The organism is Kosakonia pseudosacchari (assembly GCF_900184035.1).
Classification (GTDB): domain Bacteria; phylum Pseudomonadota; class Gammaproteobacteria; order Enterobacterales; family Enterobacteriaceae; genus Kosakonia; species Kosakonia pseudosacchari.
In genome coordinates, this window is the sequence record NZ_FXWP01000026.1 from 1 (window position 1) to 24,872 (window position 24,872).

Consider the following 24,872-nt stretch of genomic DNA (forward strand, 5'->3'; position numbering starts at 1 on the left):
GAACCGTGAGGCTTAACCTTACAACGCCGAAGGTGTTTTGGCGTGAGAGACAGAAAAGATTTTCAGCGTGATACAGATTAGGTCAGGGCGTGAGAACGTTCTGACAGACAGAATTTGCCTGGCGGCAACAGCGCGGTGGTCCCACCTGACCCCATGCCGAACTCAGAAGTGAAACGCCGTAGCGCCGATGGTAGTGTGGGGTCTCCCCATGCGAGAGTAGGGAACTGCCAGGCATCAATTAAGTGAAGAGGCCATCCTGACGGATGGCCTTTTTACGTTTTTATGCAGCGAAACAGCACAAGCAGGCACTTATCCTGGTGGTACGTCACTCCTGTCGGATTTTACTGCTTGCCCCTGCAGACACCACAGCATCTCCCCTCCGGGATGCCGGACCCCTCAGATGCCAGCCTGTTGCTCAAAGTCCACTGCTGGCCGGAGATCACATCACCGTGTGGAGGCTGTTTTCCCGCGCACATCCTGTGAGGTTCCGTCCTGTATGCCTCATTTCTCCCGTATGCCCGCGCTTTTTTGCTATTGTTTCTGCTCCATTTATCGCTAAAGGACATCTCCATGATCGTTCTCTACGCCCAGCTTTATAAAAACCGCATGGTTGTGCGTAACCTCCAGACTCAGCAGCAGGTTTCGGGTAGCCAAACCTTCAGCAACCAGCGAATACTCATCGCAGACTTTTTCCCGGCGGAAAAGCTATTACGCGATTTGATTCTGCAAGTGGCACCACGCGCATTCTGGCACGCCCTTCCGGGCATGGGGCGTCTGGCGATCCTCGCGCATGCGCTGGAGATGAATGAAGGTGGCTTATCGCCTGTCGAAGAGCGCGCCATCCTTGAAATGACCTTCGGCGCTTCACAAGGCCGATGCCGTTACCCGCAGGTCGTTGCCAGCCAGACACCGCTAAGCGATCAACACGTGCTGGCGACACTGAGCCAATCGAAAATGCCTCCCTCTTCGCGCGATAACAAACCGAAAATCATTAGCTAATATCAATGCTACACAGGCCGCGACGTGAAACTTTCTCACCTTTCACTTGCGTACTCGACATTTTGCCGATTCCTGGGTATCTTCGGCTATCTGGATGTCTAAACGTTTAAACGTATGCAGTGAGGATATAAGATATGCCGATTCGGGTGCAGGACGAGCTGCCAGCCGTCAATTTCTTGCGTGATGAGAATGTCTTTGTGATGACGACATCGCGCGCAACAGTGCAGGAAATTCGCCCGCTGAAGGTGCTGATCCTCAATCTGATGCCAAAGAAGATTGAGACGGAAAACCAGTTCCTGCGCTTGCTGTCAAACTCACCGCTACAAGTTGATGTGCGCCTGCTGCGTATCGACTCGCGTGAATCACGCAACACACCGGCCGAGCACCTCAATACCTTTTACTGTAATTTCGATGAAATCCGTGATGAAAACTACGATGGTTTGATCGTCACTGGTGCGCCATTAGGCTTAGTTGAATTTAACGACGTGGCCTACTGGCCGCAGATCGAGCAGGTTCTGGAGTGGGCCAAAGATCATGTCACCTCAACCCTGTTTGTCTGTTGGGCGGTACAAGCCGCGTTAAACATCCTTTATGGCATCCCCAAACAGACCCGCACCGAAAAGCTCTCCGGCGTATACGAACACCATATCCTTCATCCTCACGCGTTGCTGACGCGTGGTTTTGATGATGTTTTTCTGGCGCCGCACTCGCGTTACGCCGATTTCCCGGCTGCATTGATCCGCGACTACACCGATTTAGAGATCCTTGCCCAAACGGAAGAGGGTGACGCCTACCTGTTCGCCAGCAAAGACAAACGTATCGCCTTTGTCACCGGCCATCCTGAATATGATGCCAACACACTGGCGGACGAGTTTTTCCGCGATGTGGATGCCGGGCTAAGCCCGGCGCTACCGCACAATTATTTTCCCCATGACGATCCGCAGAATAAACCGCGTGCATCCTGGCGTAGCCATGGCAATTTGCTGTTCATCAATTGGCTTAACTACTACGTCTACCAGATCACGCCATACGACCTGCGTCATATGAATCCCACGCTGGATTAAGCGTTTCAGCCCCTTATTACAGGCACCTTCGGGTGCCTTTTTTATTTGCGAAAATCACTTCTCAACACAATAAAACTATAACCTCTTTGTTATCAATCTGTTATTTTCATTTTAATTTAAAAATGGAAATTGTTTTTGATTTTGGAAAATTTATTAGCCAGGATTGATCCTGCTGAACGAAAACTGCACACCCGATCTTCGTTGGCATTGGGAAATGTCTTTGCTGCAAAAAAGAGGAATCGCACCATGACACAACAGGCAACAACAACCGATGAATTAGCCTTTACGCGACCGCACGGTGAACAAGAGAAGCAGATTCTCACTCCGGCAGCCGTGGAATTCCTGAGCGAGCTGGTCACCCGCTTTACGCCAAAGCGCAATCAACTGCTGGCCGCGCGTGTGCATCAGCAGCAACAGATCGATGCCGGTACGTTGCCTGATTTTATTTCGGAAACAGCTTCCATTCGTGAAAGTGACTGGACGATCCGGGGAATTCCCGACGATCTGCTGGACCGCCGCGTTGAGATCACCGGGCCGGTTGAGCGCAAAATGGTAATCAACGCGCTGAATGCCAACGTGAAGGTGTTCATGGCGGATTTTGAAGATTCGCTGGCTCCAAACTGGGACAAAGTGATCGACGGGCAGATCAACCTTCGCGATGCAGTCAACGGCACCATCAGCTACACCAATGAAGCGGGTAAAATCTACCAACTGAAGCCAAACCCGGCGGTGCTGGTTTGCCGTGTGCGTGGTTTACACCTGCCGGAAAAACACGTCACCTGGCGCGAAGAGGCTATTCCGGGCAGCCTCTTCGATTTCGCGCTCTACTTTTTCCATAACCACAAAAATCTGCTCGCCAAAGGCAGCGGCCCCTATTTCTACCTGCCGAAAACACAGTCATGGCAAGAAGCGGCATGGTGGAGCGAGGTTTTCAGCTTTACCGAGGATCGTTTCAATCTGCCGCGCGGCACCATCAAAGCCACGCTGCTGATTGAAACCTTGCCTGCGGTATTCCAGATGGATGAGATCCTGCATGCGCTGCGCGACCACATTGTTGGCCTGAACTGCGGACGCTGGGATTACATCTTCAGCTACATCAAGACGCTGAAAAACTATCCGGATCGCGTGCTGCCTGACCGCCAGGTGGTGACGATGGATAAACCGTTCCTCAGTGCTTATTCACGTCTGCTGATCAAAACCTGCCATCGTCGCGGCGCTTTCGCGATGGGCGGTATGGCGGCGTTTATCCCCAGCAAAGACACCGAGCGTAACAACTGGGTGCTGAACAAAGTGAAAGCCGATAAACAGCTCGAAGCGAATAACGGTCACGATGGCACCTGGATTGCGCATCCGGGGCTTGGTGACACGGTGATGGAGGTGTTTAACGCGGCACTGGGCGAACACAAAAACCAACTCTTTGTCAGCCGTGAGGACGATGCGCCGATCACCGCAGAAGATCTGCTGGCACCTTGTGAAGGTGAGCGCACCGAAGAGGGTATGCGCGCCAATATCCGCGTCGCGGTTCAGTACATCGAAGCGTGGATCTCCGGCAATGGCTGCGTGCCGATTTACGGGCTGATGGAAGATGCCGCCACGGCGGAAATTTCCCGTACCTCAATCTGGCAATGGATCCATCACGAAAAAACGCTGAGCAACGGCAAGCCGGTCACTAAAGCGCTGTTCCGCCAGATGCTGGCTGAAGAGATGCTGGTTATTCAGGAAGAGTTGGGCGAGCACCGTTTCAGCAGCGGGCGTTTTAACGATGCCGCGCGCCTGATGGAGCAGATCACCACTTCTGATGAGTTGATCGACTTCTTGACGTTACCTGGCTACCGCCTGCTGGCGTAATCGCCCGGGCTATTTTGTTCGCCAATTTGGCTCCAGCCAGTGCGCAAAACCTCATGTTCTACAAGTGCGTTGCGGTTTTGCTCGCTGACAATGACCAAACTGACTTCACCAATAACGCCTGGCGAGCCAGGAGAAGAATATGGAGCATCTGTATATGAAAACCCGTACCCAACAAATCGAAGAATTACAAAAAGAGTGGACGCAGCCGCGCTGGGAAGGCATTCGCCGCCCTTATAGCGCGGAAGATGTGGTGAAGTTACGCGGCTCGGTCAACCCGGAATGCACGCTGGCGCAACTGGGCGCGGCGAAAATGTGGCGCTTGCTGCATGGCGAATCAAAAAAAGGGTACATCAATAGTCTCGGTGCGCTGACCGGTGGGCAGGCGTTGCAGCAGGCGAAAGCGGGAATCGAAGCGGTGTATCTTTCCGGCTGGCAGGTAGCGGCGGATGCCAACCTCGCCGCCAGCATGTACCCGGACCAGTCGCTCTACCCGGCAAACTCCGTGCCGTCGGTGGTCGAGCGCATCAATAATACGTTCCGTCGCGCCGATCAAATTCAGTGGTCTTCCGGTATTGAGCCGGGTGACCCGCGCTTTGTCGACTATTTCCTGCCGATCGTCGCAGATGCCGAAGCCGGCTTTGGTGGCGTATTGAATGCCTTTGAGCTGATGAAATCGATGATTGAAGCCGGTGCGGCGGCAGTGCATTTCGAAGATCAACTCGCGTCGGTGAAAAAATGCGGCCATATGGGCGGCAAAGTGTTAGTACCAACGCAAGAAGCGGTGCAGAAACTGGTGGCGGCGCGTCTGGCAGCTGATGTGCTGGGCGTTCCGACACTGTTGGTGGCGCGCACCGATGCCGATGCCGCCGATCTGATTACCTCAGATTGCGACCCGTATGACAGCGCGTTTATCACTGGCGAACGTACCAGCGAAGGGTTCTACCGCACCCATGCGGGCATTGAACAGGCGATCAGCCGCGGTCTGGCTTACGCGCCGTATGCTGATCTGGTGTGGTGTGAAACCTCCACGCCAGACCTGAACCTGGCGCGCCGTTTCGCCGATGCGATCCACGCGAAATACCCGGGCAAACTGCTGGCGTACAACTGCTCGCCGTCGTTTAACTGGAAAAAGAACCTTGATGACAACACCATCTCCCGCTTCCAGCAGGAGCTGTCAGATATGGGGTACAAGTTCCAGTTCATCACCCTCGCGGGTATCCACAGCATGTGGTTCAACATGTTCGATTTAGCCCACGCGTACGCGCAAGGCGAAGGGATGAAGCACTATGTCGAGAAGGTGCAACAACCCGAGTTTGCCGCTGGCAAAGAGGGCTACACCTTCGTTTCTCACCAGCAGGAAGTGGGTACCGGTTACTTCGACAAAGTCACCACCATCATTCAGGGCGGCGCCTCGTCGGTAACGGCGTTGACGGGTTCAACGGAAGAAGCACAGTTCTAATCGTCAACCTGCCCGGTAGCAATTTGCCTACCGGGCTAATGCCTGGGGAATACGATGTCGCGTGGTCTGGAACTGCTGATTGCCCAAACCATCCTGCAAGGCTTTGATGCCCAGTATGGTCGTTTTCTGGAAGTAACGTCCGGCGCGCAACAGCGCTTTGAACAAGCCGACTGGCACGCCGTTCAGCAGGCGATGAAGCAGCGCATTCACCTTTATGATCATCATGTTGGCCTGGTCGTCGAGCAACTGCGTTGCATCACCGACAGCCAAAGCCCGGACGCCGCGTTTTTGCTGCGCGTCAAAGAGCACTACACGCAACTGCTGCCGGATTATCCCCGCTTTGAAATTGCCGAAAGCTTCTTTAATTCAGTCTATTGTCGGTTATTCGATCACCGTTCTCTCACGCCAGAACGGTTGTTTATCTTTAGCTCGCAGCCGGAACGCCGCTTTCGCACCATCCCGCGGCCGTTAGCTAAAGCGTTCTGGCCGGAACGCGGCTGGGAAGCGCTGCTGACCAAAGTGCTGTCGGATTTGCCGCTGCGTCTGCCGTGGCAGGATAAAGCGCGCGATGTGGGCTATATCACCGCGCATCTGCAAGAGGCGTTTGGCAGCGAAACCCTTGCTCACTCTCACTTGCAGGTGGCGAACGAGCTGTTTTACCGCAATAAAGCCGCCTGGCTGGTTGGTAAGCTTATTACCCCGTCGGCTACGCTGCCTTTCTTGTTGCCGATCCACCGCACCGATGAAGGCGAGCTGTTTGTCGATACCTGTCTGACCACATCGGCGGAAGCCAGCATCGTGTTTGGTTTTGCCCGCTCCTATTTTATGGTTTACGCCCCGTTGCCCGCCGCGACAGTCGAGTGGCTGCGTGAGATCCTGCCCGGTAAAACCACCGCTGAACTGTATATGGCAATTGGTTGCCAGAAACATGGCAAAACGGAAAGCTACCGCGAATATTTAAATTACATCAACGCCAGCAATGAGCAGTTTATTGAAGCGCCAGGCATTCGCGGCATGGTGATGCTGGTGTTTACGCTGCCCGGTTTTGACCGGGTATTTAAGGTGATCAAAGACGTTTTTCCCCCGCAAAAAGAGATGAGTGCCGCGCACGTGCGTGCGTGCTATCAACTGGTTAAAGAGCATGACCGTGTGGGACGCATGGCCGACACACAAGAGTTTGAAAACTTTGTGCTGGAAAAACGGCAGATTTCCCCGGCGTTGATGGCGCTTTTGCTGGAACAAGCGCCTGGCAAAATCACCGATCTCGGCGATCGCATCGCCATCAGCCATCTCTATATTGAGCGGCGTATGGTGCCGCTCAATCTGTGGTTTGAGCAGGTCAAAGGTCAGCAACTGCGCGACGCGGTTGAAGAGTATGGCAACGCCATTCGCCAGCTTGCCGCCGCCAATATTTTCCCCGGCGACATGCTGTTTAAAAACTTCGGCGTCACCCGCCACGGACGCGTGGTGTTCTATGATTACGACGAAATTTGTTATATGACCGAAGTGAATTTCCGCGACATTCCCGCGCCGCGTTACCCGGAAGATGAGCTGAGCGCCGAACCGTGGTACAGCGTGTCGCCAGGGGATGTCTTTCCACAGGAGTTTCGCCACTGGTTATGCGCCGACCCGGAAATCGGCCCGCTGTTCGAAGAGATGCATGCCGATCTGCTGCGTGCCGATTACTGGCGCGGATTGCAGGCACGCATCCGCGAAGGGCATGTCGAAGATGTTTATGCCTACCGCAAACGCCAGCGTTTCAGCGTACGCTTTGGCGCAGGCGCGCTGCGGCAGGCGGGGTAAATCAGGTGAAGTAATATCTCACCACATGAAAGAAGATGGGCGCGGCAAAGCAGAGAGAATCAATCCTGTCCATCATGCCGCCGTGCCCTTCGAGCATCGCGCCGAAATCCTTCACGCCGCGATCGCGTTTAATCGCCGACATACACAAGCCGCCAGAAGACACGCGCATGAACGTCCCTGGCACCGTAAGGTGAATAAAAAGGGACTTTCGTGCTGTAACCTTTTGGAAGTTAACGCATTCCCCCGTACGCCAACGTCACTTCTTTCGCGCCACGGATCACCATCGCGCCCAGTTCGGTCACGCGGTCATCGGTGATGCGAGAGATGGGCCCGGAGATGGAAATCGCGGCGAAGGGTTCGCCGTGCTCGTCAAAAATGCACGCCGCTACGCAGCGCAGCCCCAGCGCGTGCTCTTCATCGTCAAAGGAGTAGCCGCGTTTACGCGTCTGGGCGAGATCTTCTTTCAGGTGTACCGGCGATACCAGCGTGGCATGGGTGTATGCATGCAGCCCCTGGCGATGCAGCAAGCTACCCACTTGCTCATCGCTCAGACGCGACAAAAACGCTTTTCCCGCGCCGGAAGCATGCATCGGCAATTTGCCGCCAATCGGCGCGGACATGCGCATCAACTGCGTACACTGCACCTGATCGATAATAATCGCCTGATGGTCGCTCTTATCCAGCACCGCCAGATTCACGGTTTCGCCGGACGCTTCCATTAAGTTGCGCAGGATCGGGTGAACAATCGCCATCAGGTTACGGCTTTGCAGAAAACTGCTGCCAACGATAAACGCATGCGCGCCTACCGACCAGTGCCCCAGCTCGCCCACCTGGCGAACAAACCCGAGCTGTTGCATGGTCGTGAGTAAGCGGTGGGTGGTTGAGTTCGGCAAACCGGCCTGTTGTGCCAGTTCGGTGAGGGCGACGCTGCCATGAGACTCGGCAATCCATTCCAGCAGTTTCAGGCCGCGGGTCAATGACTGAACTTGCCCACCCGCCGGAGCGGCCGGGGCGGTAGCTTTTCTGCCTCGTTTAGCGGGAACGGACGTGGCCATGACAGGCTCCTTTTTCTGTATCGTGGAAATCATTTTCGTTTTAATGGAGTATAACGCAACTCCCCGCCAGACTGATCGGATGAGTTCGCGCAAAACAGCACGAAAATGGCGGATACAGGGTATTTATTGCCGCACGTGTTTCGCCAGTTGAATATGTTGCGCACAAAGCGTAATGGTTCGTCTTACCTGGCTCAGTGGATGCTCCGGAAACATCTCATCATATTGACGATCGTCGCTCGGCAGGCAACGCAGTTCGCTTTGCCGCAATTTGGCGAAGAGCGCGTCGGCAGAATCAATAAATTCTGGCTCGTCGTTAGTGGGCGGTATGTTGCCCTGCTTAAGTTGTAAATCCATCACTACCGCTTCGCGAAAGCCAGTGTTCCCTTTTTCTACCGCTTCCGCATTGATCTGAAAGAGCCCGTTTTTTACGGGGAGCCAGATAATGGCGACAAAATACATACCGAGTGAACCCGGCGTCGGATCGCGATATTTAAATATGCCCTGCAACGCGGCGACATCCTGAATATTGAGCGCTGTTAACTCCAGTAACGCGCCGCCGATTTTTGCTGTTTCTTGCTGCCAATAGCGTGTAGCGGCGGCAATATCGTGTAAGGCGAAGGGCCACTGCACCGGATCGTGGAGCTGAAGGCGCACCGCGCTTTGTTCCGGTGTGGACCATGCCATGCTGGTGTCACCGCTCTCATATAGTTGCCACCCGGCAATGTTGAGTTGCAGGTCGGTGAGGCGAGGTTTCTTATGGCCAAAAAGAGACGTCAAAAAAGACATAATCCGTTCCGTAAGTAGGTGTGCCTGTCAGAGGGCAGAAGGTTTGAACATACATCGGCAATCAAGCCTGAAAACTTGACAAGCCATCGCACTGAAAGGGTAACGGGCTGGCGCAACACTCAGGCTTACGGGCGTTACGTGAGCATCTCTCATGTTCACCCCGCGTCGCTTTTCCGCTCTGCCACTTTATGCCAGTATGTCCTGCTGGCCTTTTGGCCTGGTTGAGCATTGTCGGGAGCACGTGTGAGCAGCAAAGTTGAGCAACTGAAGCAGCAGTTAAGCAAAAGAATTCTGGTTCTGGATGGGGGCATGGGCACCATGATCCAGAGCTATCGTCTGAGTGAGCAGGATTTTCGCGGCGAGCGCTTCGCCGACTGGCCCTGCGATCTTAAAGGCAACAACGACTTGCTGGTGCTCAGCAAGCCAGAGGTGATAAGCGCGATTCATGACGCCTATTTCGCGGCGGGCGCGGATATCATCGAAACCAACACCTTTAACTCAACGACAATCGCCATGGCAGATTACCAGATGGAATCCCTGTCGGCGGAAATCAACTTTGCTGCTGCCAAACTGGCGCGTGCCAGCGCCGACAAATGGACGGCGCAAACGCCGGATAAACCGCGTTATGTCGCCGGGGTGCTTGGCCCGACCAACCGCACTGCCTCAATCTCACCGGACGTTAACGATCCGGCGTTTCGTAATATCTCCTTCGATCAGTTGGTTACCGCTTATCGCGAATCCACCAAAGCGCTGGTGGAAGGGGGATCTGATCTGATCCTGATCGAAACCGTGTTCGATACGCTGAACGCTAAAGCCGCGATCTTTGCGGTCAAAGCGGAGTTTGACGCGCTCGGCGTTGAGCTGCCGATTATGATCTCCGGCACCATTACCGACGCCTCCGGGCGTACGCTCTCCGGGCAGACAACCGAAGCCTTTTACAACTCCCTGCGCCACGCCGATGCGCTCACCTTCGGCCTGAACTGTGCGCTGGGGCCGGATGAACTGCGCCAGTATGTGCAGGAACTTTCCCGAATCGCCGAATGCTATGTTACTGCCCACCCGAACGCTGGTCTGCCTAACGCCTTTGGCGAATATGATCTCGATGCCGACACGATGGCGGTGCAAATCGGCGAATGGGCGCAGGCCGGTTTCCTGAATATTGTCGGCGGCTGCTGCGGTACCACACCAGAGCATATCGCCGCCATGAGCCGCGCGGTCGACGGTGTGCCGCCTCGTCAGCTACCGGAGGTGCCAGTTGCTTGCCGCCTCGCGGGCCTGGAGCCGCTCAATATTGGCGACGACAGTCTGTTTGTGAACGTCGGCGAACGTACTAACGTCACCGGTTCCGCCAAATTTAAACGCCTGATCAAAGAAGAGAAGTACGCCGAAGCGCTGGACGTAGCGCGCCAGCAGGTGGAAAGCGGCGCGCAGATCATCGATATCAACATGGATGAAGGGATGCTGGATGCCGAAGCGGCGATGGTGCGTTTCCTCAACCTGATTGCCGGTGAGCCGGACATTGCCCGCGTGCCGATCATGATCGACTCCTCGAAATGGGAGGTGATCGAAAAAGGGCTGAAATGTATCCAGGGCAAAGGCATCGTTAACTCGATTTCGATGAAAGAGGGCGTTGAGCCATTTATTCACCACGCGAAACTGGTGCGTCGATATGGTGCCGCCGTGGTGGTGATGGCCTTTGACGAAATCGGTCAGGCGGATACGCGCGCGCGCAAAATCGAAATTTGCCGTCGCGCTTATAAAATTCTCACCGAAGAGGTGGGTTTCCCGCCGGAAGACATTATCTTCGATCCGAACATCTTCGCTGTGGCAACGGGTATTGAAGAGCACAACAACTATGCGCAGGACTTTATCGGCGCGTGTGAAGATATCAAACGTGAACTGCCGCATGCGCTGATTTCCGGCGGTGTTTCCAACGTCTCGTTCTCGTTTCGCGGCAACGACCCGGTGCGTGAGGCGATCCACGCGGTGTTCCTCTATTACGCTATTCGTAACGGCATGGATATGGGCATCGTCAACGCCGGGCAACTGGCGATTTACGATGATTTGCCTGCCGAGCTGCGCGACGGCGTTGAGGATGTGATCCTTAACCGCCGCGATGATGCGACCGAGCGCATGCTGGATCTGGCGGAAAAGTACCGCGGCAGCAAAGCCGCCGATGAAGGGGCAAACGCGCAGCAGGCGGAGTGGCGCAACTGGGATGTGAAAAAACGTCTCGAATATTCGCTGGTAAAAGGCATCACCGAATTTATCGAGTTCGATACCGAAGAGGCGCGTCAGCAGGCCGCTCGCCCGATCGAGGTGATCGAAGGGCCATTGATGGACGGCATGAACGTGGTGGGCGATCTGTTTGGCGAAGGCAAAATGTTCCTGCCGCAGGTGGTGAAATCCGCCCGCGTGATGAAACAGGCCGTGGCCTATCTCGAACCCTATATCGAAGCCAGCAAAGAGAAGGGCAGCAGCAACGGCAAAATGGTGATCGCCACCGTGAAAGGCGATGTTCACGACATCGGTAAAAATATCGTGGGCGTGGTGCTGCAATGTAACAACTACGAAATTATCGACCTCGGCGTGATGGTGCCCGCCGACAAGATCCTGAAAACCGCCCGCGAAGAGAAGGCTGACTTGATTGGCCTTTCCGGGCTGATTACGCCGTCGCTCGACGAAATGGTCAACGTGGCGAAAGAGATGGAGCGCCAGGGGTTCACCATTCCGCTGCTGATTGGCGGTGCAACCACATCGAAAGCGCACACGGCGGTGAAAATCGAGCAGAACTACAGCGGGCCGACGGTGTATGTACAAAACGCCTCGCGTACCGTGGGGGTGGTGTCAGCTTTGCTTTCGGATACGCAACACGATGAGTTCGTTGCCCGCACCCGCAAAGAGTATGAAACCGTGCGCATCCAGCACGCGCGGAAAAAACCGCGTACGCCGCCAGTCACATTGCAAGCCGCACGGGAAAACGATCTCGCGTTTGACTGGGAAAGTTATACGCCGCCGGTCGCACACCGGCTGGGTGTGCAGGAAGTCACCGCCAGCATTGAGACGCTGCGCAATTACATCGACTGGACGCCATTCTTTATGACGTGGTCGCTGGCCGGGAAATATCCGCGCATCCTTGAAGATGAGGTGGTGGGTGAGGAGGCGAAACGTCTGTTTGCCGATGCTAACGAGATGCTGGATAAACTGAGCGCGGAAAAGCTGCTCAACCCGCGCGGCGTGGTCGGGCTTTTCCCGGCTAACCGCGTTGGCGACGATGTGGAAATCTACCGCGACGAAACCCGCACGCAGGTGCTGACGGTGGGTTGCCATCTGCGTCAGCAAACGGAAAAAGTCGGTTTTGCCAACTACTGTCTGGCGGATTTTGTCGCCCCCAAACAGAGCGGCAAAGCGGACTATATTGGCGCATTCGCAGTGACTGGCGGTCTTGAAGAGGACGCGTTAGCACAAGCGTATGACGCCGCGCACGATGATTACAATAAAATCATGGTGAAAGCGGTGGCCGACCGCCTGGCAGAAGCCTTTGCGGAATATCTGCATGAGCGGGTACGCAAAGTGTACTGGGGCTACGCGCCGAACGAGAACCTCAGTAACGAGGAATTGATCCGCGAAAATTATCAGGGCATTCGCCCGGCGCCGGGCTATCCGGCTTGCCCGGAACACACGGAAAAAGGCACCATCTGGCAGCTGCTGGACGTTGAAAAACATACCGGGATGAAACTGACCGAATCCTATGCGATGTGGCCAGGAGCATCCGTTTCCGGCTGGTATTTCAGCCACCCGGACAGTAAATATTTCGCGGTAGCGCAAATTCAGCGCGACCAGGTGGAAGATTACGCGCGGCGTAAAGGCATGTCGGTGGCGGAAGTTGAGCGCTGGCTGGCGTCTAATTTAGGTTACGACGCAGATTAATAACCACAGGGCATTTTTTTAAATGCCCTGTTTTTTCGCCATTTCATTTTCGCGAAACTATCGTGAAGCAAACATAATACCGATTGAAACTAAGAACATTCTTAAAAATGGATATTTTCTTAGACCCTTCTTCCCCTTCATGCGTATGATGGGGACGGACTACACGGCAAGATTGCTTACTCTTTTGCGGTTCATTTAATTGTCATAAATTTAACTTAGGTATTATAAAATGGATATTTATGATATAAGAAAAAGAAATCTATTGCCGAAGGATTACGAGAATATCCTGGCGCCAGATATCGCGAAGAATATTATCAAAAAGGAATATTTCATCGAGAATAGCCCGAATAATATTTTGGGCAGTATCGATGGTTATACGATTAAGCAGCACCACGGTTTTAAATATGGCTTACCGCACGATCCGCTTGGTCATCAAAAAGAAAAACATATTGATAGCCTGGTGGATAAAGGCGTGGTGGTGGTCGTTCGCCCGAATGTCAGTACGCGTAACCGCTTCTATTACCCGTTCTTTATCGCGGAAAACGCCGAACTGTTTTGCGTGCAAGGCCTGTCATTTAACGCGGTGTTTATCAGAACCATTTTGAACGGGTTTAAAGACAGCGTGGCAATGCATGGGCTACCCGCCCCGACCCGAAGTACCTTTGTACCGGTGACGCCTGAGTTTGGCCCAGGTTACTGGAAAACCAGCGAAACAGACTTTCACGGCGTCAAAAATGCCGCGGTAATGATGCTCAACCGGGCGACCAGTATGGGCGATCAAGGGCGCGTATTTGGCTCTGACGGCAAAGATTATATGAACACCTCGCGAGATAAAATTCAGCTGTGGACGCCAATACCGGAAAGCGTCTCATCTGATACCCGAGAAATCCTCTATAATCGCTCGGTGATCCGGCGTTATGGTGAAAAGCGTACCGTTTATCAGAAATACCTTGAGGGTGATGATGCCTGGGCGCAATCGGGGAAATCATGGCAATGGATTCCAGGCGTAAGGGATGAGGATTATGAATTTAAGAAATAAGATATTTGCTTTCTGGGGTATTATGGACGTGCTGGCGCTGGCCAGTTATTTGTTTTTTTCGCTGCAAGGCGGTAACGTTCCTTTTTATTCCGACATTAACGGCTTTTATACTAATTATTCACAGCTGGGTGTGAGTGGATTAATGGGGGTAATTATTCAGACGATGTTCTTTATTAATATCGCGCTGATTATTTCGCTGGTTTTTTCTGCCTGGTCTTTTTTCGTTAAAAAAGACATCCATACTATTTTCTTTATCGCGCAGGAAATAGCCCGCGTGCTGTCGTTAAAATGCTCAGTGGCACTGATTCCACTGTTTATGCATTTTGCTGGCTTTACCGCTGCGTGGGGGGCAATGTTGCTGTTTGTCATCTCGGAAGTGCTCAAAATTGCTTCGGTTGTGTGGGCTAAACGCCAGCGCAACCCGCAAACGGCGCCTGCCGTTTCCCGCTAACCGGTAAAGCCTCGCTTCTGTCACAAAACCGTCATTTTTGTTTACAACTCTCAGGGGGCTTAACCGGCACCCTGCGCTTTTCTTCGCATTGACGCCTTATACTTACTTCATAATGTTGACGTTATCTTCCCGGTAACGAGCAACGCATAACGATAAGGAGAACCAGATTCTGTGCTGACTTTGCTTCATCTGCTTTCTGCCGTGGCTCTGCTGGTGTGGGGCACACACATTGTACGTACCGGTGTGATGCGTGTTTTTGGCGCACGTTTGCGTACCGTTCTTAGCCGTAGCGTCGAAAGGAAACCACTCGCCTTCTGCGCGGGTATCGGCGTGACTGCACTGGTGCAGAGCAGTAACGCCACCACCATGCTGGTGACCTCGTTTGTCGCCCAGGATTTAGTGGCGCTCACCCCGGCGTTGGTGATTGTGCTGGGCGCAGATGTCGGGACAGCACTGATGGCGCGCATTTTGACGTTCGATCTCTCCTGGCTGTCACCGCTGCTGATTTTTCTTGGCGTCATTTTCTTCCTTGGGCGTAAACAGACGCGCGAAGGCCAGCTTGGGCGAGTCAGCATCGGTCTTGGGTTGATTCTTCTGGCGCTGGAGCTGATTGTGCAGGCGGTTACGCCGATCACCCAGGCCAATGGCGTGCAGGTGATTTTCGCCTCGCTGACCGGCGATATTATGCTCGATGCGCTGATTGGCGCGGTATTCGCCATTATCAGTTACTCCAGCCTGGCGGCGGTGCTGCTGACGGCGACGCTGGTGACGGCGGGGATTATCTCTTTCCCGGTTGCGCTGTGTCTGGTGATTGGTGCCAACCTCGGTTCCGGCTTGCTGGCGATGCTTAATAACAGCGCCGCTAACGCTGCCGCCCGCCGCGTGGCGCTTGGCAGTTTGCTGTTCAAGCTGGTGGGTAGCCTGATTATTCTGCCGTTTGTCCATCTGCTTGCCGATTCATTACATAAACTTCCGTTGCCGGAAGCAGAACTGGTTATCTATTTCCATGTGTTCTACAACCTGATCCGCTGCCTGGCGATGGTGCCGTTCGCCGGACCCATGGCGGCATTTTGTAAGCGCATTATTCGTGAAGAGCCCGAGCTGGATGCGCGCCTGAAGCCAAAGCACCTTGACAGCTCCGCGCTGGATACGCCAACGCTGGCGCTGGCCAATGCGGCGCGGGAAACCTTGCGCATGGGCGATGCGATGGAACTGATGCTCGAAGGGCTGCATAAAGTGATGCACGGCCAGCCTCGCCAGGAGAAGGAGCTACGCAAGCAAGCCGATGACATCAATGTGCTGTACACGGCGATTAAGCTCTATCTGGCGCGGATGCCGAAAGAGGAACTGGCGGAAGAGGAGTCGAAACGCTGGGCGGAAATTATCGAGATGTCGCTGAACCTTGAGCAAGCCTCCGATATTGTCGAGCGCATGGGCAGCGAAATCGCCGATAAATCGCTGGCGGCACGGCGCGCTTTCTCTGTTGAAGGCTTACAAGAACTCGACGCGCTGCATGAACGGCTGGTGGGGAATCTGAAGCTGGCGATGTCGGTATTCTTCTCCAGCGATGTGACCAGCGCCCGGCGCTTACGCCGCAGCAAACACCGTTTTCGCATTATGAACCGCCGTTATTCACATGCCCACGTTGATCGATTACATCAACAAAATGTGCAAAGTATTGAAACCAGCTCCCTGCACCTCGGTTTGCTGGGCGACATGAAGCGTCTTAACTCTCTGTTCTGCTCGGTGGCCTATAGCGTGCTGGAACAGCCGGATGAAGACGACGAGCGCGACGATGCATAACCCGTACCGTGCCTGCGGGCACGGTAGCTAAAACCCCCACTTTTACTGCGTAACTGCACAAATTCGATTTGGCGCGGCGAAAATCCGGTTTTATCTCCCGGCGAAGCCAGTTATATTCCGCTTTTACAGGAGAATTTATGCTGCCAACCCAATCAACACGTTTAAACAAATACATCAGCGAAAGCGGGATTTGCTCACGCCGCGAGGCTGACCGTTACATCGAGCAAGGCAATGTCTTTATCAACGGCAAGCGCGCCGGGATCGGCGATCAGGTGGTAGCCGGCGACGTTGTGAAAGTAAACGGTCAACTTATCGAGCCGAGAAACGACGAAGATCTGGTGTTTATCGCGTTGAATAAACCCGTTGGTATTGTCAGTACCACTGAAGACGGCGAAAAAGACAATATTGTTGATTTCGTTAACCACAGCAGCCGTATCTTCCCCATCGGCCGTCTGGACAAAGATTCGCAGGGGCTGATTTTTCTCACTAACCATGGCGATTTAGTAAATAAAATCCTGCGTGCGGGCAACGATCACGAGAAAGAGTATCTGGTGACTGTCAATAAGCCCGTCACCGACGAATTTGTGCAGGGGATGAGCGCGGGGGTGCCGATCCTCGGCACCAAAACCAAAAAATGTAAGGTTAAAAAAGAAGCGCCGTTTACCTTCCGCATTACCCTGGTTCAGGGGCTGAACCGCCAGATCCGCCGCATGTGCGAATACTTTGGTTATGAAGTCACCAAACTTGAACGCACGCGCATTATGAACGTCAGTCTCACTGGCTTGCCGTCGGGAGAGTGGCGTGACCTGACGGATGACGAGCTGATCGCGCTGTTTAAGCTAATTGAGAACTCATCCTCAGAAGCGAAGCCAAAAGCAAAAGCAAAACCGCAGGCGGCGAAAAAACCCGCAGTAAAAATGGTGAAGCCCGAAGAGAAAAGCCGGGCGAAACCGGCGGGAAAACGCTTTACCCAGCCGGGCAGGAAAAAGAAAGGGCGCTAGTTAGCGCTTGCCGCGCGTTGAGGTGTTTGCCGACCAGGAAAATGTGGCGTTCTCATCGGGTTTATAAGCCTGCTGTTTCTTCAACTGGCGGGCTTTCTTCGCTGCCGCTTCGCGCTGCGCCATCAGTTTATCGATGTACTCCTTTTTCACATGATTAGCTTCAGCGTTGCTGAGTGGGCGTCCGTGTGCGATGCGGGCGCGATCCAGCAGCGTTTTCAGCTCCCGCTGTTCACTCTCCGTCATCTCTTTTTGCGTCAGTCTGGTCAGGGCCATAAAGCGTTCTCCTTGGGAAGTGCATCGAGTCTACGCGATGTAAGAGGGCATGTCTGCGTGGTGATGCATAAACCCTGGAAAGCGCTTCGCAGATCTATTTTGGGACGGGTGACTTCATCTGCTGCTGGTCTAAGCTGGTAGGGATTTTCGGTATAAAATTTTATACAAGGATGTGGTATGCTCCCTTCACGGCCTACTTTAAAGCCCATCATCTGGATAGGCTCGTCATACGATGACTTACGCGCTTTCCCTGAATGTGTCCGCAAGGATGCTGGTTATCAGCTACATAAAATTCAAGCTGGTCTGGAAGCTACAGATTGGAAACCGATGATGGAAATTGGTGCAGGCGTTGCAGAAATCCGTCTTCGCGATCGCGCAGGAGCGTTTCGTATTTTTTATTTGGCCAGGTTTGAAGATGCACTATACGTTTTGCACTGTTTTCATAAAAAGTCACAGCGCACGCCATTTAAGGATAAAACGATTGCCCGGACGCGTTATCGCGCTTTGGTTGAGCACCACAGGAGCCAAAAATGAGAACGATACAAGATGGCCTGATTGGCCATGTAACCCCAGCAGATGCCAACATTTTTACTGAACTGGGTTTTGAAGCCGAAGAGGCTAACGCGCTTGCGCAGGATGCAGAAAGAGAAGTGATCCAGCTGTTGAACATAAAACGGCAACTGATGCAGGAAATTTCTGGCTGGATAGCAGAAAACCATCTCAAGCAGACTGAGGCGGCGGCAAAACTCAATATTTCTCGCCCTCGCGTCTCCGATGTGGTCAACCAAAAAGCCAGCAAATTCACTATTGATGCACTTGTCACCATGCTGGCTAAACTCGGCAAGCCAGTTACCATTACAATTGGTTAAGCGTTGTAAACGGCCGGATAGCTGATAACGTTATCCGGCCGCTATCGACTAACCCTCTTTCACCGCTTCCGTTTTACGTCTGTCGACCGGTTTGCCCGACCAGTAGCCCGCCAGCAGCGAGCCGGAAAGATTGTGCCACACGGAGAACAGCGCGCCAGGCAGCGCGGCGAGCGGTGAGAAGTAGATTTTACCTAATGCCGCAGCAAGGCCGGAGTTCTGCATCCCCACTTCAATCGCCAGCGTACGGCAGGTGGATTCATCAAAGCCGAACAGACGGCCGCCCCAGTAACCGCCGAGCAGGCCAATGCTGTTATGCAGGATCACCGCGACTACCACCACCAGCCCAACAGAGGCGATATAGTTCGCGGAACCGGCGACCACGGCGCTAATGATCGCCAGAATGCAGACCATGGAAAACGCCGGCAGATAAGGCTCCAGCGCGTTAACTACGCGCGGGAACAAGTGATGCACAATCAGCCCTAATGCAATCGGGATCACCACAATCTGCAGGATGCTCAGTAGCATGCCCATCACATCTACCTGAATATGCGCATCGACATACAGGCGCGTCAGCAGCGGCGTGGCGATAACGCCCACCAGTGTTGAAACCGAGGAGATGGTAACCGATAGCGCGACATCACCTTTTGCCAGATAAATCATTACGTTTGATGCCGTTCCACTGGCGACGCTGCCGACCAGTACCATCCCGGCGGAGAGATCCGGCGGCATCTTAAAAATCAGCGCCAGTAGCCATGCCGCCAGCGGCATCACCAGATAGTGCAGGAAAATGCCGGCGGCAACCGGAGCCGGGCGCGACAGGACACGTTTGAAATCGTCAATTTTTAAGTGCACGCCCATACCAAACATAATCAGCATCAGTAGCGTGGTGACCCACGGGCCAATGGCGATAAAGATGGGTGGAAAATAATAGGCGAATACCGAGAGCAGCAGTGCCCATAACGGGAACAGCCGCGTGAACGTTGCGAGCATGTGGGAATTCCTTGCGATTGTTGTGTTGTATTTTTTATTACCCTTCACTCTTCAGGCTACAGGTGCGCTGACGAAGCCAATAGCGTCAGAAATTTCTGCGCCGGTAACCCGGCAGTCTCACCCCGGGGATGAGCGCTGTTCGCAACGGTTCTGCAACCCGAATGAATGAGGGTATTTAAGGAAGGGATCGAGCCCGACCATTGGTATTGTTTATCGTGCTAAGGAATATTATTCAAACAAATTATGATGAAGATCGTTTATGTTGCGCTGCGAACGTTTTCCCAGCTCAGCCCGAAGCGGGCCAGATATTTGCGCAGGCGATCCGCATCATTCGGGTTGGCCTTTTTCTGCCGGGAAATGGCGAACAATTCACGTCCCGCTTCTGAAAGCGTCTGGCTGCGCCGACAGACGGCAATCACCGTTTCCAGTTGACGTTGATCGAACAGATCCAGCGTGCTGATATCCACGGGGAGATTCGGCAGTGCTGATTCTCCACGCCAGTGCTGCGCTAAACGCTGCACCTCTTCCTCGACTAACACGTCGTTAATCCGCCCCTGTTCCGCCAGCGTTGCCATTCGCGCGATTGACGTGCTCAGTTCGCGAAAATTACCGCGCCACGCCGCGTGAGGAGAACAAGCGAAGGCCAGATAGCGTTCACGTGCGTCCTTATCAAAGCGGATTTGCGTCTGCTGCTGCCGGGAAAAACGCTGGAGTTCATATTCGATGTTCGGGGCGATATCTTCCCGCCGCTCCGCCAGGCCCGGCAGTGCGAACGTCCACATATTGATACGTGCAAAGAGATCTTCCCTGAAACGTCCTTCCGCCACCCACTGCTGCATATTCCGGTGCGTGCCCGCAATCAGTTGAAAATCACTGTGCACTTCTTTATCGGAACCAAAGGGGAAAAAAGTTTTTTCTTCAATCGCTTTCAGCAGCATCGCCTGCTCATCCAGCCCCAGTTCGGCGATCTCATCAAGGAACAGCACGCCGCCATCGGCTTCGCGGAGTAACCCGGTACGCGCCTGTTGTGCGCCGGTGAACGCGCCTTTCACATGGCCGAATAGCGTCGACATGGCATTATCGCCGCGCAGCGTGGCGCAGTTCACCGCCACCAGTCGCCCCTGTACCAGATGGCGGGACTGGCGTAACTGAAAGATGCGTTTTGCCAGAAATGATTTCCCCGCACCGGTTGGCCCGGTCAACAGAATGGGCGCAGTCGAGCGCAGCGATACGCGTTCGATTTGCTCGATTAAGCGGTTAAAGGTGGCATTACGCGTATCAATCCCGGATTTCAGAAACGACACCGACTGCTGCTGTTCGCGCTGAAAACGGCTGGTCAACGTGGCGTAACGGCTTAAATCCAGATCGATAACCGAACAGACACCAGCGGCTATCGCCTCGTCAGTTGCGCCTTTCGCCGCCGGACCGGTCTGCAACAGGCTGGCAGGGAGATAACGGGCTTCGGTCAGCAGGAACCAGCAAATCTGCGCGACGTGCGTCCCGGTGGTGATATGCACCAGGTACTCTTCATTTTCCGTATCGAACGGGTAACGGGTGGCGAAATCGAGAAACGCGGCATACACCTCTTCAAAATCCCACGGATCGTTAATCATCACCGCATGTTTGCGCACTTCGGTATGCGGAGAGACGAGGGCAATATCTTCCGCCGTCTGTTGCGCCAGACCTTCATCGCGTGGCTGGTGCAGCAGTTCAAGCCGGTCGACAGCGAAATCCGGCTGTTGGCACAACCCCACGGTGGGCCGCCATTTACGAAAGCGGTTTTGCCGTTTACCCCGTTTATCTAGCACCGTTCCCAGTACACCAATCACCACCCGACGCTTCATTGTTTATCCCATAAGATAAAAATCGATATTAAAAGATAAAAAAATATCTTATTCACTTCAACATCATCAAACCGGGTGTGAAATAAAACCCTTATTTTTCAATCGAATAAAAATTTTATTTGCTTGTTCTTGATTCTGGCACGCTTCTGGCAATAACCAGTACGTCAGCACGCTGAGTTAGCAGGGGGTACGCACCCCGCCGGCGCACCAGGAACGGCACGAGACGTTTTCCAGGGGGGCGTTCCGTCAGTGGAAAGACATTTGCGAAAAGTCGGTTCTTTTTCGGGTTCGAATCCCGGATTCGCCACCTTATCTATGAAGATAAACAGGTAGTACCCCGGTAGTCGGGCTTTGGACGATTACCCCCAACGACCGCCGGTAACGGCGCCGGGCCACAGGCAAAACGTTGTTTCCCCTGCGGCTTCGCCCCTGCATTCGCGGTCGTTAAGGCTAACGATTTAAGGAGAACGTGATGACCAACAAAATCACAATACGTAAAGGTCAATTAGGTTTACTGGCAAAAGAGGGTGACTACTACCAGGTTCTGGAAACCGGTGAGCACCGTCTGCCGTGGTTTAACAAACCCGACGTGCTGGTGGTGAATACCGATGGCAGCGAAGTGGCCGCGGGTCTGGCGGAGTATTTGCGCCGTTTCCAGCCAGAGTGGGTGGAGCGTTACTGTCTGGTGGCCGATATGTCAGATAACGAAGCCGGTGCGCTTTATCTCAACGGCATGCTGCTGGAGATCCTGCCGCCTTCAACGCGCCGTCTTTACTGGCAAGCGGATGACGCGCTGAAACTGGTACGCATGGACACTCGTGATGTGCGGGTTCCCACGGAGATCCTTACCGCCGTGGCGCAACCCGCACGCGGTGTGGCGGTAAAAGGCCGCGACACGATTCTGGCAGTGCAGGTTCCGGCCTGGCATGCGGGCGTTTTAAAAGTCGATGGCGTGACGCAGGCGCTGTTACCGGCGGGATTGAGCGGCTACTGGAAAGTAAACCATCTGGTGGAAGCCGAGGTGGTGGATTTGCGCCTGCAAGTGCTGGAAGTGAGCGGCCAGGAGATCCTGACCAAAGATAAAGTCACCTTGCGGCTGAACCTGGCGGCGAACTGGCGTTACACCGATGTGTTAAGCGCCTTTGCCCAATTGAGTAAACCGCTGGATCACCTCTATCGCGAGTTGCAGTTTGCGCTGCGCGAAGCGGTGGGCACGCGCACGCTGGATGAGCTGCTGGAAGATAAGCAGGTTATTGATGCGTTAGTGAGTACGCAGGTGGCAAATCGCATGGCGGCGTTTGGTATTGAAGTGGCGTCGCTGGGGGTGAAAGACATCATTTTGCCGGGTGAGATGAAAACGATCCTGTCGCGCTTAGTGGAAGCGGAAAAATCGGCACAGGCCAATGTTATCCGCCGCCGGGAAGAGACCGCCGCGACCCGTTCGTTGCTGAACACAGCAAAAGTGATGGAGAGCAACCCGGTGGCGTTGCGGCTTAAAGAGTTAGAAACGCTGGAGCGTGTGGCGGAGCGCATCGATAAGATCTCGGTCTTTGGTGGCCTCGACCAGGTATTGCACGGCCTTGTTAACATCAAAGGAAGTCATGATGCAGCATAACGACTATCAACTGCTGGCGCAGGCGAACAGCGCGCCAGTGAAAATGTGGACCCACGGTGTGCCGGTGGAACCCGAAGCGCGGGAGCAGTTGCTCAATACGGCAAAAATGCCTTTTATCTTCAAACATCTGGCCGTGATGCCAGATGTGCACCTGGGAAAAGGCTCGACCATCGGCAGCGTGATCCCAACCAAAGGGGCGATTATCCCGGCGGCGGTTGGCGTGGACATCGGCTGCGGCATGATTGCCGTGCGCACCTCGCTGCTGGCGGCGGATCTGCCGGATAACCTCGGCGGGTTGCGCAGCGCCATTGAGCAGGCGGTGCCGCACGGACGTTCGGTGAACCGGTCGAAACGTGATAAAGGCGCGTGGGAAAATCCGCCGCAAGAGGTGGATAGCCACTGGGCGTTGCTTGCGCCGCGCTTTAAGCGCCTGACGGATAAATACCCGCGCTTGCGGCAAACCAACAACCATCAACATTTGGGAACGCTGGGAACCGGCAACCACTTTATCGAAGTGTGCCTGGATGAGCAGCAGCGCGTGTGGGTGATGTTGCACAGCGGGTCGCGCGGAGTGGGTAACGCCATCGGTAACGTGTTTATCGCCCTGGCGCAGCAGGATATGCAGCAGCATATCGCCAATTTGCCGGACCGGAACCTGGCCTATTTCCAGGAAGGGAGCAAGCACTACGAGGACTATCTGGAAGCGGTCGAATGGGCGCAGGATTTCGCCCGCCATAACCGGGAAGTGATGATGTCGCGCGTGCTGGCGGCGCTGTCGCGTATGGTGACCAAACCGTTTATCACGCAGCAGGAAGCGGTGAATTGCCACCATAACTATGTGCAAAAAGAGACGCACTTTGGTGAGGAGGTGCTGGTGACGCGTAAAGGTGCGGTTTCCGCGCAGAAAGGGCAGATGGGGATTATTCCCGGTTCGATGGGCGCGAAAAGTTTTATCGTGCGCGGGCTGGGAAATGAAGAGAGCTTCTGTTCATGCAGCCACGGAGCAGGGCGAACCATGAGCCGTACGGCGGCAAAAAAACGCTTTACCGTGGAAGATCACATTCGCGCGACCGCGCATGTGGAGTGCCGTAAAGACAGCGAGGTGATCGACGAGATCCCGATGGCTTACAAAGATATCGACGCGGTGATGGCCGCGCAGGACTCGCTGGTCGAAGTGGTGCATACCCTGCGGCAGGTGGTGTGTGTGAAAGGATAAGAAGGACAATAATCATGGAACCTTTAGGCGTTGATGTCGCCATGCGCGGGCGTGTGCGGCAGGTGTTACACGATGTGGAACACACTTACGGCGTGAAAGTGCTCTACGCCTGTGAATCCGGCAGCCGCGGCTGGGGCTTCGCTTCACCGGACAGCGATTACGATGTGCGCTTTTTATATGTGCATCAACCGGACTGGTACCTGCGCGTCGAGCCGCAGCGTGACGTGATAGAACTGCCGATAGACGATGAGCTGGACGTTTGCGGGTGGGAGTGGCGCAAAGCGCTGGGGTTGCTGAAAAGCGCTAACCCGGCCTTAATCGAATGGTTAGATTCGCCGATCGTCTACCAGCAGGATGACGCCACACTCGCTGCGTTGCGCGCGCAGGTGCCGCACTGGTTTTCACCAGTCAGAGCGCGCTGGCACTACTATTCGATGGCGAAAAAGAACTTTCGCGGCTATTTGCAGAGTGAACAGGTACGGCTGAAAAAGTACTTTTACGTGCTGCGTCCGCTGCTGGCGGTGCGCTGGATAGAAGCGGGCAAAGGGATGCCGCCAATGCGTTTCGCGACGTTGCTGGCAGGTAGCTGCCTCGACGCGCCATTACGGGCAGAAATCGATGAACTGCTGGCGTTAAAACAGCGGGCAGGCGAAGCACAGTACGGCGCGCAACGTCCGCTGCTACATGCGTTTATCCACGATGAACTGGCGCGTGGCGAAATCGCCGATGCGTTGCCGGAAAGCCGCAGCGGCAAAGTCAGGGATCTCGACGCGTTGCTGTACCAGACGGTGATGGCATAAAAAACCACCTGCTTAGCAGGTGGCATT

At 54.3% G+C, this 24,872-nt stretch carries 20 protein-coding genes, 1 rRNA gene and 1 pseudogene; 16 read left to right on the top strand and 6 right to left on the bottom strand.

Features of this window, described 5'->3' with window-relative positions; genetic code table 11:
* The first annotated feature begins 117 nt into the window (after positions 1-117).
* The 6 genes from rrf to aceK all read left to right on the top strand — a co-directional run bounded on the left by rrf (position 118) and on the right by aceK (position 7,173).
* Positions 118-233: ribosomal RNA gene (rrf, locus tag BN2591_RS21840) — 5S ribosomal RNA — on the top strand.
* 337 nt (positions 234-570) lie between these two features.
* Positions 571-999 (top strand): YjaA family stress response protein, encoded by a 429-nt coding sequence (locus tag BN2591_RS21845; RefSeq protein ID WP_086873877.1) that lies wholly within the window; start codon positions 571-573, stop codon positions 997-999.
* 134 nt (positions 1,000-1,133) lie between these two features.
* A complete protein-coding gene (metA, locus tag BN2591_RS21850) occupies positions 1,134-2,063 on the top strand; it encodes a homoserine O-acetyltransferase MetA (protein ID WP_086873878.1) in 930 nt (309 codons plus the stop codon).
* Between the two features lie 246 nt (positions 2,064-2,309).
* Positions 2,310-3,911: a malate synthase A gene (gene aceB / locus BN2591_RS21855; RefSeq protein WP_065369827.1), complete on the top strand. Its 1,602-nt coding sequence runs from the start codon at positions 2,310-2,312 to the stop codon at positions 3,909-3,911.
* A gap of 154 nt (positions 3,912-4,065) precedes the next feature.
* Positions 4,066-5,370 (top strand): isocitrate lyase, encoded by a 1,305-nt coding sequence (gene aceA, locus BN2591_RS21860; RefSeq protein WP_025263767.1) that lies wholly within the window; start codon positions 4,066-4,068, stop codon positions 5,368-5,370.
* Between the two features lie 54 nt (positions 5,371-5,424).
* Positions 5,425-7,173 carry a bifunctional isocitrate dehydrogenase kinase/phosphatase gene (aceK, locus tag BN2591_RS21865; protein ID WP_086873879.1) on the top strand — a complete coding sequence of 583 codons (1,749 nt, stop codon included), beginning with the start codon at positions 5,425-5,427 and terminating at the stop codon, positions 7,171-7,173.
* 1 nt (position 7,174) lies between these two features.
* Here aceK and BN2591_RS21870 read toward each other — a convergent pair.
* The 3 genes and pseudogenes from BN2591_RS21870 to BN2591_RS21880 form a co-directional block, all read right to left on the bottom strand.
* Positions 7,175-7,378: pseudogene (locus tag BN2591_RS21870) on the bottom strand (phosphatidate cytidylyltransferase); the annotation flags it as partial.
* Positions 7,379-7,403: 25 nt separating this feature from the next.
* A complete protein-coding gene (gene iclR, locus BN2591_RS21875) occupies positions 7,404-8,228 on the bottom strand; it encodes a glyoxylate bypass operon transcriptional repressor IclR (protein ID WP_086873880.1) in 825 nt (274 codons plus the stop codon).
* A gap of 123 nt (positions 8,229-8,351) precedes the next feature.
* Entirely contained in the window at positions 8,352-9,014 is a 663-nt protein-coding gene (locus BN2591_RS21880) for a hypothetical protein (RefSeq protein WP_086873881.1), read from the bottom strand.
* A 243-nt stretch (positions 9,015-9,257) separates the two neighbouring features.
* Between BN2591_RS21880 and metH the strand changes: the two genes are divergently transcribed.
* The 5 genes from metH to rluF all read left to right on the top strand — a co-directional run bounded on the left by metH (position 9,258) and on the right by rluF (position 17,238).
* Complete coding sequence (gene metH, locus BN2591_RS21885) at positions 9,258-12,944, top strand: methionine synthase (protein WP_086873882.1); 3,687 nt, start codon at positions 9,258-9,260, stop codon at positions 12,942-12,944.
* Between the two features lie 229 nt (positions 12,945-13,173).
* Entirely contained in the window at positions 13,174-13,983 is an 810-nt protein-coding gene (locus BN2591_RS21890) for a DUF8093 domain-containing protein (protein WP_482793318.1), read from the top strand.
* The gene (locus BN2591_RS21895; RefSeq protein WP_086873884.1) at positions 13,967-14,434 is read left to right on the top strand and encodes a hypothetical protein; all 468 of its coding nucleotides are present in this window, start codon (positions 13,967-13,969) and stop codon (positions 14,432-14,434) included. Before BN2591_RS21890 ends, BN2591_RS21895 begins: the two co-directional genes overlap by 17 nt.
* Before the next feature lie 171 nt (positions 14,435-14,605).
* Positions 14,606-16,237, top strand: a complete 1,632-nt coding sequence (locus BN2591_RS21900) for a Na/Pi cotransporter family protein (RefSeq protein WP_086873885.1) — start codon at positions 14,606-14,608, stop codon at positions 16,235-16,237.
* Positions 16,238-16,374: 137 nt separating this feature from the next.
* The gene (rluF, locus tag BN2591_RS21905) at positions 16,375-17,238 is read left to right on the top strand and encodes a 23S rRNA pseudouridine(2604) synthase RluF (RefSeq protein WP_086873886.1); all 864 of its coding nucleotides are present in this window, start codon (positions 16,375-16,377) and stop codon (positions 17,236-17,238) included.
* Here the strand turns inward: rluF and BN2591_RS21910 are convergent, their stop codons facing one another.
* Complete coding sequence (locus BN2591_RS21910) at positions 17,239-17,511, bottom strand: YjbD family protein (RefSeq protein WP_086873887.1); 273 nt, start codon at positions 17,509-17,511, stop codon at positions 17,239-17,241. It lies immediately after the preceding gene.
* A 177-nt stretch (positions 17,512-17,688) separates the two neighbouring features.
* Between BN2591_RS21910 and BN2591_RS21915 the strand changes: the two genes are divergently transcribed.
* Both BN2591_RS21915 and BN2591_RS21920 read left to right on the top strand, forming a co-directional pair.
* On the top strand, positions 17,689-18,045 hold the full coding sequence (locus BN2591_RS21915; RefSeq protein ID WP_086873888.1) for a type II toxin-antitoxin system RelE/ParE family toxin: 357 nt from the start codon (positions 17,689-17,691) through the stop codon (positions 18,043-18,045).
* Positions 18,042-18,380, top strand: a complete 339-nt coding sequence (locus tag BN2591_RS21920) for a helix-turn-helix domain-containing protein (RefSeq protein ID WP_086873889.1) — start codon at positions 18,042-18,044, stop codon at positions 18,378-18,380. Before BN2591_RS21915 ends, BN2591_RS21920 begins: the two co-directional genes overlap by 4 nt.
* Positions 18,381-18,428: 48 nt before the next feature.
* Here the strand turns inward: BN2591_RS21920 and panS are convergent, their stop codons facing one another.
* Positions 18,429-19,370, bottom strand: coding sequence for a ketopantoate/pantoate/pantothenate transporter PanS (gene panS, locus BN2591_RS21925; protein ID WP_086873890.1), 942 nt, complete (start codon positions 19,368-19,370; stop codon positions 18,429-18,431).
* Positions 19,371-19,627: 257 nt separating this feature from the next.
* Positions 19,628-21,214 carry an RNA repair transcriptional activator RtcR gene (rtcR, locus tag BN2591_RS21930; protein WP_086873891.1) on the bottom strand — a complete coding sequence of 529 codons (1,587 nt, stop codon included), beginning with the start codon at positions 21,212-21,214 and terminating at the stop codon, positions 19,628-19,630.
* A gap of 472 nt (positions 21,215-21,686) precedes the next feature.
* Here rtcR and BN2591_RS21940 point away from each other — a divergent pair, with 472 nt between their 5' ends.
* The 3 genes from BN2591_RS21940 to BN2591_RS21950 are packed head-to-tail and all read left to right on the top strand — an operon-like array spanning position 21,687 to position 24,845.
* Positions 21,687-22,829 carry a slipin family protein gene (locus BN2591_RS21940; RefSeq protein ID WP_086873893.1) on the top strand — a complete coding sequence of 381 codons (1,143 nt, stop codon included), beginning with the start codon at positions 21,687-21,689 and terminating at the stop codon, positions 22,827-22,829.
* Complete coding sequence (locus tag BN2591_RS21945) at positions 22,819-24,045, top strand: RtcB family protein (protein WP_086873894.1); 1,227 nt, start codon at positions 22,819-22,821, stop codon at positions 24,043-24,045. Before BN2591_RS21940 ends, BN2591_RS21945 begins: the two co-directional genes overlap by 11 nt.
* Positions 24,046-24,059: 14 nt before the next feature.
* Positions 24,060-24,845: a nucleotidyltransferase domain-containing protein gene (locus BN2591_RS21950; protein ID WP_086873895.1), complete on the top strand. Its 786-nt coding sequence runs from the start codon at positions 24,060-24,062 to the stop codon at positions 24,843-24,845.
* Positions 24,846-24,872 lie beyond the last annotated feature (27 nt).